Annotated in this window: 9 protein-coding genes; 3 read left to right on the top strand and 6 right to left on the bottom strand. The window is 73.3% G+C overall.

Features of this window, described 5'->3' with window-relative positions:
* Positions 1-277: 277 nt before the first annotated feature.
* Positions 278-1,246, top strand: coding sequence for an amidohydrolase family protein (locus HYE82_RS28245; RefSeq protein ID WP_179177001.1), 969 nt, complete (start codon positions 278-280; stop codon positions 1,244-1,246).
* A 146-nt stretch (positions 1,247-1,392) separates the two neighbouring features.
* On the opposite strand, the gene hemB is transcribed toward HYE82_RS28245, so the two are convergent.
* From hemB to HYE82_RS28275, 6 genes are all read right to left on the bottom strand, one after another.
* The gene (gene hemB, locus HYE82_RS28250; protein WP_179177002.1) at positions 1,393-2,394 is read right to left on the bottom strand and encodes a porphobilinogen synthase; all 1,002 of its coding nucleotides are present in this window, start codon (positions 2,392-2,394) and stop codon (positions 1,393-1,395) included.
* A gap of 123 nt (positions 2,395-2,517) precedes the next feature.
* Positions 2,518-4,191, bottom strand: a complete 1,674-nt coding sequence (locus HYE82_RS28255; protein ID WP_179177003.1) for a bifunctional uroporphyrinogen-III C-methyltransferase/uroporphyrinogen-III synthase — start codon at positions 4,189-4,191, stop codon at positions 2,518-2,520.
* Complete coding sequence (gene hemC, locus HYE82_RS28260) at positions 4,188-5,156, bottom strand: hydroxymethylbilane synthase (protein WP_179177004.1); 969 nt, start codon at positions 5,154-5,156, stop codon at positions 4,188-4,190. Before hemC ends, HYE82_RS28255 begins: the two co-directional genes overlap by 4 nt.
* On the bottom strand, positions 5,153-6,928 hold the full coding sequence (locus HYE82_RS28265) for a glutamyl-tRNA reductase (protein WP_179177005.1): 1,776 nt from the start codon (positions 6,926-6,928) through the stop codon (positions 5,153-5,155). The genes hemC and HYE82_RS28265 overlap by 4 nt, the downstream gene beginning before the upstream one ends.
* Positions 6,925-7,719 carry a redox-sensing transcriptional repressor Rex gene (locus tag HYE82_RS28270; RefSeq protein ID WP_179177006.1) on the bottom strand — a complete coding sequence of 265 codons (795 nt, stop codon included), beginning with the start codon at positions 7,717-7,719 and terminating at the stop codon, positions 6,925-6,927. Before HYE82_RS28270 ends, HYE82_RS28265 begins: the two co-directional genes overlap by 4 nt.
* Before the next feature lie 273 nt (positions 7,720-7,992).
* A complete protein-coding gene (locus HYE82_RS28275; protein WP_179177007.1) occupies positions 7,993-8,280 on the bottom strand; it encodes a glutaredoxin family protein in 288 nt (95 codons plus the stop codon).
* Between the two features lie 98 nt (positions 8,281-8,378).
* Between HYE82_RS28275 and HYE82_RS28280 the strand changes: the two genes are divergently transcribed.
* A complete protein-coding gene (locus tag HYE82_RS28280; protein WP_179177008.1) occupies positions 8,379-9,338 on the top strand; it encodes an HAD family phosphatase in 960 nt (319 codons plus the stop codon).
* Between the two features lie 397 nt (positions 9,339-9,735).
* A complete protein-coding gene (locus tag HYE82_RS28285; RefSeq protein WP_179177009.1) occupies positions 9,736-10,530 on the top strand; it encodes an ECF subfamily RNA polymerase sigma factor, BldN family in 795 nt (264 codons plus the stop codon).
* Positions 10,531-10,538: the final 8 nt, after the last annotated feature.

Genomic DNA, 10,538 nt, shown 5'->3' on the forward strand with positions numbered 1-10,538 from the left:
CACCCGGCCCCCGAGCTGACGGACTCCCCCGTCGGCCCGTGATCCTGCCGCCGCGCCCGTCCTACCGTGCACCGCATGGGCAGAGCGCGGGGAGCAGGGGAACAGCCGAGGGCCAGGCGGCCCTGGGCCCGTGCCGTGACCTGGTTGCGGTGCTGGCGCACCGGGCCGCAGCCCGACACGCCGGGCCGCGTCTGGCCACTCCGCTAGGGCGTGGGGTTCCCCAGGGTTCCTGCCCGCCCCCAGTGCCCTTCGTCGTCCTCACGCCTGGAGCTTCCGCATGCCCGCACCCACCAGCCTGATCGACGTCCACCACCACGCCGTCCCGCCCCTGTACGCCGAGGCCCTCGGTGCCCGGAAGGCCATTCCGGGGGTGGACTACCCCACGTCGTGGACCCCGGAGCGCAGCCTGGAGGTCATGGACGCGCACGGGATCGCCGCCGCCGTCCTGTCCATCACCGCTCCCGGGGTCACCTTCCTCGACGGCCCGGACGCTTCGAAGCTGGCCCGCCAGGTGAACGAGTACTTCGCGGAGCTGGTCCGCGAACACCCGACCCGGTTCGGCGCGTTCGCGATCCTGCCGCTGCCCGACGTGGCCGCCGCGCGGGCGGAACTCGACTATGCACTCGGCGAGTTGGGGCTGGACGGGGTGGGGGTGTTGACCTCGTACGGGCAGCGCTACCTCGGCGATCCGGAGTTCGAGCCGCTGTTCGCGGAGATCGCCGAGCGGGGCACGGCCGTCCACGTCCACCCGGCCACCCCGCCGAACCGGGACCTGGCGACCTTCGACCTGCCCGCGTCCCTCTACGAGTTCACCTTCGAGACGACCCGTACGGCGGCGAGCCTGCTCTTCAACGGCGTCCTCGACCGGCTGCCGGACCTGCGGCTGATCCTCTCGCACGCGGGCGGCACGCTGCCGTTCCTGGCCCGCCGGCTCACGTACGGCCCCACCATCGGCGCCTACCTGAAGGACCGGGCCCCGCAGGACGTGATCAGTGCGCTGGGTCGGCTGCACTACGACATCGCCATGTCCGCCAACGAGTTCGCGCTGCCCGCCCTGACCCGCCTCGCGGGGACCGGCCGCATCCTCTACGGCAGCGACTACCCCTTCATGCCCGCCTCCCACACCACCGAGAACACGGCCGGCTTCGCCGCGTACGACGGGTGGACGGAGGCCGAGCGGGCGGAGATCGGCCGGGCCAACGCGCTCCGCCTGCTGCCGACCCTGGCGGCCCGCCTCACCCCCTGAGGCATCGCCGTCGGCCGCCTCCGGACCGCCCGCCCACGTCGCCGGGTTCACCCCCGCCCGACCCCACAGGTAAGCCCCGTCCCCTCCCCTTGCGGGAGGAGACGGGGCTTCGTCACGAGGGGGCGGAGCGGTGGGTGCTCCGCGGCTCAGCGTTCGTCGCGGAGCCGGCCGGCGACCTCGGTGGCCCAGTACGTGAGGATGGTGTCGGCGCCGGCCCGCTTGATGCCCGTCAGGGTCTCCAGGATGGCCCGGTCGCGCTCGATCCAGCCCTTCTCGGCGGCGGCCTCGATCATCGCGTACTCGCCGCTGATCTGGTACGCCGCGACCGGCACGTCCACGGCCTGCGCGACCCGGTACAGGATGTCCAGGTAGGGGCCGGCCGGCTTGACCATGACCATGTCGGCGCCCTCCTCCAGGTCGAGGGCCAGCTCCCGCAGGGACTCCCGGGCGTTGGCCGGGTCCTGCTGGTAGGTCTTGCGGTCGCCCTGCAGGCTGGAGGCGACGGCCTCGCGGAACGGCCCGTAGAAGGCGGAGGAGTACTTCGCCGTGTAGGCGAGGATCGACACGTCCTCGTGGCCGGTCTCGTCGAGCGCGTCGCGGATCACGCCGACCTGGCCGTCCATCATGCCGCTGGGGCCGACGACGTGGACGCCGGCGTCGGCCTGGACCTGGGCCATCTCCGCGTACCGCTCCAGCGTGGCGTCGTTGTCGACGCGGCCCTGCGCGTCGAGGACGCCGCAGTGTCCGTGGTCGGTGTACTCGTCGAGGCAGAGGTCGGACATGATGACGAGGTCGTCGCCGACCTCGGCCTTCACGTCGCGGATGGCGACCTGGAGGATGCCGTCCGGCTCGGTGCCGGCCGTGCCGAGCGCGTCCTTGTTCTCGTCCGCCGGAACGCCGAACAGCATGATCCCGGCGACGCCGGCCTCGACCGCCTCGACGGCGGCCTTCCGCAGCGTGTCCCGGGTGTGCTGGACCACGCCCGGCATGGCCGAGATCGCCAGCGGCTCGCTGATGCCTTCCCGGACGAACGCCGGGAGGATCAGGTCCGAGGGGTGCAGCCGGGTCTCCGCGACCATCCGCCGCATCGCCGGGGTGGTGCGCAGCCGGCGGGGCCGCGAGCCGGGGAAGGATCCGTACGCGCTCATCTTCAGTCGCCTCTTCGAGCTTCGACAGCAGTCGGCACCAGCCTAGGGCCCGGCCCCGCCGGGGTACGGCAAAGGGCCCGGGGGAAGCCCCCGGGCCCTTTGCCGGCTACAGCCCGCAGTCCGTCAGGTGGTGCGCCGGCGGCGGGCGCCGGGGCGGCGCTCGCTCGGCCGGGACACGGTCTCCCCGGCCTCCCGGGCCGCCTCGCGGCGGGCCGCGCCGTACTCGGCGAGCGCCTCCGCGAGCTTGCTGACGCTCGGCTCCGGCGACAGGACGTCGACGCGGAGCCCGTGCTCCTCGGCCGTCTTCGCCGTCGCCGGGCCGATGCAGGCGATCACGGTCACGTTGTGCGGCTTGCCCGCGATGCCGACCAGGTTGCGGACGGTCGAGCTGGAGGTGAAGAGAACGGCGTCGAAGCCGCCGCCCTTGATCGCCTCGCGGGTGTCCGCCGGCGGCGGCGAGGCCCGTACGGTCCGGTAGGCGGTGACGTCGTCGACCTCCCAGCCGAGCTCTATCAGACCCGCGACCAGGGTCTCCGTGGCGATGTCGGCGCGCGGCAGGAAGACGCGGTCGATGGGGTCGAAGACCGGGTCGTACGGCGGCCAGTCCTCCAGCAGGCCGGCCGCGGACTGCTCCCCGCTGGGCACGAGGTCCGGCTTGACGCCGAACTCGACCAGCGCGGCGGCGGTCTGCTCGCCGACCGCGGCGACCTTGATGCCGGCAAAAGCCCGGGCGTCGAGGCCGTACTCCTCGAACTTCTCGCGCACCGCCTTGACCGCGTTGACCGAGGTGAAGGCGATCCACTCGTAGCGGCCCGTCACCAGGCCCTTGACCGCGCGCTCCATCTGCTGCGGGGTGCGCGGCGGCTCCACGGCGATGGTCGGCACCTCGTGCGGGACCGCGCCGTAGGAACGCAGCTGGTCGGAGAGCGAAGCGGCCTGCTCCTTGGTGCGCGGTACGAGCACCCGCCAGCCGAACAGCGGCTTCGACTCGAACCAGGCCAGCTCCTCGCGCCGCGCGGCGGCGCCGGGCTCACCGACCACGGCTATCACGGGGCGGCCGCCCTCGGGCGAGGGGAGGATCTTGCCCTGCTTGAACACCTGGGCGATGGTGCCGAGGGTGGCGTTCCACGTCCGCTGCCGGGTCGTCGTGCCGGCGACGGTCACGGTCAGCGGGGTGTCGGCCCCGCGTCCGGCGGCGACCAGCTCGGCGCAGGCGGCGGGCACGGTCTCCAGCGTCGCCGAGACGACGACGGTGCCGGTGCTGGCGCCGACCTCGCTCCAGCAGCGCGCGGAGGCGTTGCGGGCGTCCACGAACCGCACGTCGGCGCCCTGCTCGCCGCGCAGCGGCACACCCGCGTAGGCGGGCACGCCGACGGCGGTCGCGACACCGGGCACCACCTCGAAGGGGATGCCGTCGGTGGCGCAGGCGAGCATCTCGGAGGCGGCGTTGCCGTCGAGTCCGGGGTCGCCGGTGACGGCACGCACGACCCGCCTGCCGGAGCGCGCTGCCTCCATGACAAGATTGGCCGCGTCCCGGATCACCGGTACACCGGCGGCTGCTGACGCCTCGTCAGCGATCGTCAGCTGTGGCGTGTCCACTCCGGCGCGCGCGTGCGTGCGGACGACCTCGAGCACCTCGGGCTCCGCGATCAGCACGTCGGCGGCGGCGAGCGCCTCGACGGCGCGCAGCGTCAGCAGACCCGGGTCGCCGGGGCCGGCGCCGAGGAACGTGACGTGCCCGTGGCCCGCGGCGGCGGCGGCCGGAAGAGCGGAGGTGGTCGGACGTGAGGGGTTCAAAGGGATCGCTCCCCCATCAGACCGGCCGCGCCCTTCGCCAGCATCTCGTCCGCGAGTTCGCGGCCGAGCGCCATGGCCTCGTCGTACGACTGGGGCACGGGACCGGTGGTGGACAGCTGCACGAGCGTTGCGCCGTCGAGGGTGCCGACGACGCCGCGCAGGCGCATTTCATTGACAATCTCCCCGTCGGCCGGGAAGTCGGCGTACGCGCCCACGGGGGCGCTGCAGCCGGCTTCCAGGGCGGCGAGCAGGGACCGCTCGGCGGTCACGGCGGCCCGGGTGTGCGGATCGTCGAGCCGGCCGAGGGCCGCGATGAGGTCCGCGTCGGACGCGAGGCACTCCACGGCCAGGGCGCCCTGGCCGGGGGCGGGCAGCACACTGTCGACCGGCAGGTACTCGGTCACTTCGGCGCTGCGGCCGATCCGGTTGAGGCCGGCGGCGGCGAGCACGACGGCGTCGAGCCCTCCGTCGCGGACGTAGCCGATGCGGGTGTCGACATTCCCCCGAATGGCGACGGTCTCGATGCGCTTGCCGAGGGCACGCGCGTGGTGGTTGAGCTGCGCGGTGCGGCGCGGCGAACCGGTGCCGATGCGGGCGCCGTCGGGCAGCTGCTCGAAGGTCAGGCCGTCGCGGGCGACGAGCGCGTCGCGCGGGTCCTCGCGCAGCGGCATGGCCGCGATGACGAGGTCCTCGGGCTGGGCGGTCGGCAGGTCCTTGAGCGAGTGGACGGCGAAGTCGACCTCGCCGCGCAGCAGGGCGTCGCGCAGGGCGGTGACGAACACGCCGGTGCCGCCGATCTGCGCGAGGTGCTCGCGGGACACGTCACCGTAGGTGGTGATCTCCACGAGCTCGACGGGGCGGCCGGTGATCTCCCGTACGGCGTCGGCGACGTGGCCGGACTGGGACATGGCCAGCTTGCTGCGCCGCGTGCCGAGCCGGAGGGGCTGGTCGGAACGTGAATTCATGATGCCCGTCCTGAGTCGTGGTTCTGGTCTGCCGTGCCGGCCGTGCCTGCTGCGGCGGTCGCGCCGGCAATGCCGGCCGCGTCGGCCCGGCTGACGGAGGCCACCGTCTGCGGGTCGAGGTCGAAGAGTTCGCGCAGCGCTTCGGCGTACCCGGCGCCGCCGGGCTCGCTGGCGAGCTGTTTGACGCGCACGGTCGGCGCGTGCAGGAGCTTGTCGACGACGCGGCGGACGGTCTGGGTGACCTCGGCCCGCTGCCGTTCGTCGAGCTCGGGCAGGCGCCCGTCGAGGCGCGCGACCTCCATGGCCACGACCTCGGCGGCCATCGCGCGCAGGGCGACGACGGTCGGGGTGATGTGCGCGGCGCGCTGGGCGGCGCCGAACGCGGCGACCTCGTCGGCGACGATGCCGCGGACGGCGTCGACGTCGGCGGCCATCGGCGCGTCGGCGGCGGCCTCCGCGAGGGATTCGATGTCGACCAGGCGGACGCCGGGGATGCGGTGCACGGCGGCGTCGATGTCGCGGGGCATGGCCAGGTCGAGCAGGGCCAGCCGGGCGGGGGCGCCGTCGGCGTGGCTGCGGGTGCCGCGGCGTGGCTGCCGCTGGGCGGCGGCCTCGCCCTGGTCGGCCCAGGTGCCGTGGAGTTCGAGGGCGGTGGCGTCGACCCCGGTGAGCGCGGCGCGGCCGGCGGGGGCCGGGGCGTCGACGGGGCAGCCGTCGCGGTCCGCGCCGGGGCCGGTGGCGCCGGCGGCGGTGATGGTGCGGGCGCCTCCGGCGTCGGCGAGGCGGCCTCCGGCGGCGGCGACGGCGGCGAGGCGGGCGACGACCTCCGGGTCGAGGCCGGCGACGGGCGGCTCGGCGGTGGTGGCCCCGCCGGTGGCGGGGCGTGCGGCCGGTGCCGGGGCGGCCTGTCCGGGGAGGAGGCCGGCCGGGCCGCCGTCCGCGACGGCGGAGGCGATGTCGTCGCCGGTCAGGACGAGGCCGGTGGCGCCGGTGCAGGAGACGACCACGTCGACTCGTGTCAGTTCGGCGGTGACGCCGGCCATGGGGACGGCCCGGGCGGCCACCCCAGTGCCTGAGGCAACCAGAATCTCGGCCAAACGGTCCGCGCGCTCCGCGGTCCTGTTGGCGACGACGATCTCGGCGACGCCCACGCGGGCGAGGGTCGCGGCGGCCAGCGAGGACATCGAGCCGGCGCCGATCACGAGGGCGCGCTTGCCGGCGGCCCAGGCCTCGACGGTCTCGCGTCCGGCGGTCAGCTGCTCCAGCCCGAAGGTGACGAGCGACTGCCCGGCCCGGTCGATGCCGGTCTCGGAGTGGGCCCGCTTGCCGACCCGCAGCGCCTGCTGGAAGAGGTCGTTGACGAGGCGGCCGGCCGTGTGGAGCTCCTGGCCCAGGGCCAGGGCGTCCTTGATCTGGCCGAGGATCTGGCCCTCGCCGACCACCATCGAGTCCAGGCCGCAGGCCACCGAGAAGAGGTGGTGGACGGCGCGGTCCTCGTAGTGGACGTACAGGTAGGGGGTGAGTTCCTCCAGGGCGACCCCACTGTGCTGGGCCAGCAGCGTGGACAGCTCGGCGACGCCGGCGTGGAACTTGTCGACGTCCGCGTACAGCTCGATGCGGTTGCAGGTGGCGAGGACGGTCGCCTCCGTCGCGGGCTCCGCGGCGACGGTGTCGTGCAGCAGCTTCACCTTGGCGTCGGCGGACAGCGCGGCGCGCTCCAGGACGCTGACGGGGGCGCTGCGGTGGCTCAGGCCTACGACGAGCAGACTCATGCCGGCATCACCGCCGGGACGTCGCCGTCGGGGCCGCTCTTGCGGCTGCCGGCGGCGGGGGACGCCGTGGCCTGGGGGGCCTGACCGGCAGCAGCAGCGGCGGCGGCGGCCGTGCCGGCGCCGGGCTCCTCACCGGCCTTGCGCTGCTCGTGGAAGGCCAGGATCTGCAGCTCGATCGACAGGTCGACCTTGCGCACGTCGACGCCGTCCGGCACGGAGAGCACGGTCGGTGCGAAGTTCAGGATGGAGGTGACGCCGGCGGCGATCAGGCGCTCGCTGACCTGCTGGGCGGCTCCGGCCGGGGTCGCGATGACGCCGATGGAGACGCCGTTCTCCCGGATGATCTTCTCCAGGTCGTCGGTGTGCTGGACGGGCATGCCGGCGACCGGCTTGCCGGCCATGGCCGGGTCCGCGTCGATGAGGGCGGCGACCCGGAAGCCTCGGGAGGCGAAGCCGCCGTAGTTGGCGAGGGCCGCGCCGAGGTTGCCGATGCCGACGATGACGACGGGCCAGTCCTGGGTCAGGCCGAGCTCGCGGGAGATCTGGTAGACCAGGTACTCGACGTCGTAGCCGACGCCGCGGGTGCCGTAGGAACCCAGGTAGGAGAAGTCCTTGCGGAGCTTGGCGGAGTTGACTCCGGCGGCCGCCGCCAGCTCTTCGGAGGACACGGTGGGCACCGAGCGCTCGGAGAGCGCGGTGAGGGCGCGCAGGTACAGCGGGAGCCGGGCGACGGTGGCCTCGGGGATACCTCGGCTGCGGGTCGCCGGTCGGTGAGTTCGGCCAGTTGCCACGGTGCTCCTGCGGGATGAGCGGGGCTGAAGGCGGTCACTCGTCCCTGGACCGCCCCGTCGACAGCAGGCTATGTCTTTGTGAACGCGTGCACAAAGATTGTGTCCGCTTTGTCCGCCCAAAGTGACCGGGGTCACGCGAGCCGGACACGCGGGGTGAGGGCCCACAACGTACCGAACCCGTTCACATCCCGTCGGGGGCAAAACGGTACACACTCCTCATCAATACGCCCCCGAGACCCCACAAACCGCCCATGATGCCAACCGGCCGCACGGTCAGCCCTGCAACGCCCGGCGCAGCCGGTCCGGGTTCACCCTCCAGAAGGTGTGCTGTTCGCCGTCGATGAGCACCACCGGGATCTGCTCCCAGTGCCGCCGGTAGAGCTCCTCGTCCTGCGTGATGTCCTTCTTCTCCCACGGCGCCCCGACCTCGGCGCAGACCTCCTCGATCACCGCCTCGGCGTCGTCGCAGAGGTGGCACCCGGGCTTCCCGACGAGGGTGACCATCCGCTCGGCGGGACTCTTCTTTTCCTTACGGCGCAGCAAAGGGCTCATGTGCCCCATTCTCGCGCGCCGGTCCGTCACGCCCCGGCACCGAAGAGTTCACGCGCCCGGCACCGCCGCGGTTCGGGACTCCCGAACACAGTGGCTATGCTCGCGTCATGGCCGCTCCTGGATGGCTCACCCCCCGTAGGCGCTCCGCCACCGCGCGGAGCGTGCTGGCAGGCGAGGCCTCGGCCGAGGCCGCCCGCAAGACCGCACAGGTCCTCGAAGCGGAGGCCGCACCCGGCCCCGTCGCCGCGGAGGAAGAGGCGCCGCAGGCCCCCGAACCCGAGTTCCCGGTCGCGGGCGACGCCCTCGCCGCGGCCTTCTTCGACCTCGACAACACCGTCATGCAGGGCGCCGCGATCTTCCATTTCGGCCGCGGCCTGTACAAGCGGGAGTTCTTCCGCCGCCGCGAACTGGCCCGCTTCGCCTGGCAGCAGGCCTGGTTCCGGCTCGCCGGGGTGGAGGACCCCGAGCACATGCAGGACGCCCGCGACAGCGCCCTGTCCATCGTCAAGGGCCACCGGGTCAGCGAGCTCATGGCGATCGGCGAGGAGATCTACGACGAGTACATGGCCGAGCGGATCTGGCCGGGCACCCGCGCCCTCGCCCAGGCCCACCTCGACGCCGGCCAGAAGGTCTGGCTCGTCACGGCCGCCCCGGTGGAGACCGCCACGATCATCGCCCGCAGGCTCGGCCTGACCGGCGCGCTCGGCACGGTCGCCGAGTCCGTCGACGGCGTCTACACCGGCCGCCTCGTCGGCGAGCCCCTGCACGGCCCGGCGAAGGCGGAGGCGGTCCGCGCGCTGGCCACGGCCGAGGGGCTCGACCTGGAGCGCTGTGCGGCGTACTCCGATTCGCACAACGACATTCCGATGCTGTCACTGGTCGGGCATCCGTACGCGATCAATCCGGACACAAAACTGCGCAAGCATGCCCGGGAACACGACTGGCGGCTGCGCGACTATCGGACCGGCCGCAAGGCCGTGAAGGTCGGCGTCCCGGCGGCCGCCGGGGTCGGCGCGATCGCGGGCGGCGCGGCCGCCGCCATCGCACTGCACCGCCGCCGCAAGTAGCCCGGCACAGCCCCCCGTTCGGGCCGCCGCCTGCACCGGAGCAGGCCGGGGCCGCCCGGCCGCGCCCCGGTCGACTCTCCGTCCGCCGCCCGGCGGACATTCCCTCACCCTTACCCGCGCCCGCGGGAGGGCACGCACGCATGCGCGACTCGGTCGCGAGCCAACGTGGAACCGCCCATTCCGAGTCGCGAAGTGATCGGCAACCGATCACGAATTGCGACCGAAAACGCCTTCGACATGCAACAGAAGTGTCGGAATCGATGATTTGAGCAACTGGGTGTAGTGCCGCCTGTACGAAGCGTTATTCTCCTCAGACGCATGCCGCCGCCCATCTGTCGCCACGACGGGTGAACGGCCTCGCACTGCACGTGATGGAAGCTCTGCCTCTGGGAGTCCCGTGTACCCACCTGTCGGGGTTGACGCCTCGGGCCTGGCTACGCTGCGCGCAACGGTCCTCGGCCACCTGCGCGGCTTCGTCCCCACCGCGTACGCCGTCCCCTCCTTCGCCGCCGGCCTAGGCCCGGCCGGTCCTTGCTATGCCCTGGCCGACGGCGGAGCGACGGTGGGCAGACGCGGTCGCACGGGCGGCGCCACCGCGACCGGCACGGGTGCACCGGCCGCGCGCCGCCCCACCGCGGACAGCGACCAGGCCCGCATGATGGACCTGGTCGAGCGCGCCCAGGCCGGCGAGGCCGAGGCGTTCGGGCGGCTCTACGACCAGTACAGCGACACGGTCTACCGCTACATCTACTACCGCGTCGGCGGCAAGGCGACCGCGGAGGACCTCACCAGCGAGACCTTCCTGCGCGCGCTGCGCCGCATCTCCACCTTCACCTGGCAGGGCCGCGACTTCGGCGCCTGGCTCGTGACCATCGCCCGCAACCTGGTCGCCGACCACTTCAAGTCCAGCCGCTTCCGCCTGGAAGTGACCACGGGCGAGATGCTGGACGCCAACGAGGTGGAGCGGTCCCCCGAGGAATCGGTCCTGGAATCCCTCTCCAACGCGGCCCTGCTGGAAGCCGTCCGCAAGCTCAACCCCCAGCAGCAGGAATGCGTGACCCTCCGCTTCCTCCAGGGCCTGTCGGTCGCCGAGACCGCCCGGGTGATGGGGAAGAACGAGGGCGCCATCAAGACCCTCCAGTACCGGGCGGTGCGCACGCTGGCCCGCCTGCTCCCCGACGACGCCCGCTGAGCCCGCCC

It is taken from the genome of Streptomyces sp. BR123 (assembly GCF_013401435.1).
Classification (GTDB): domain Bacteria; phylum Actinomycetota; class Actinomycetes; order Streptomycetales; family Streptomycetaceae; genus Streptomyces.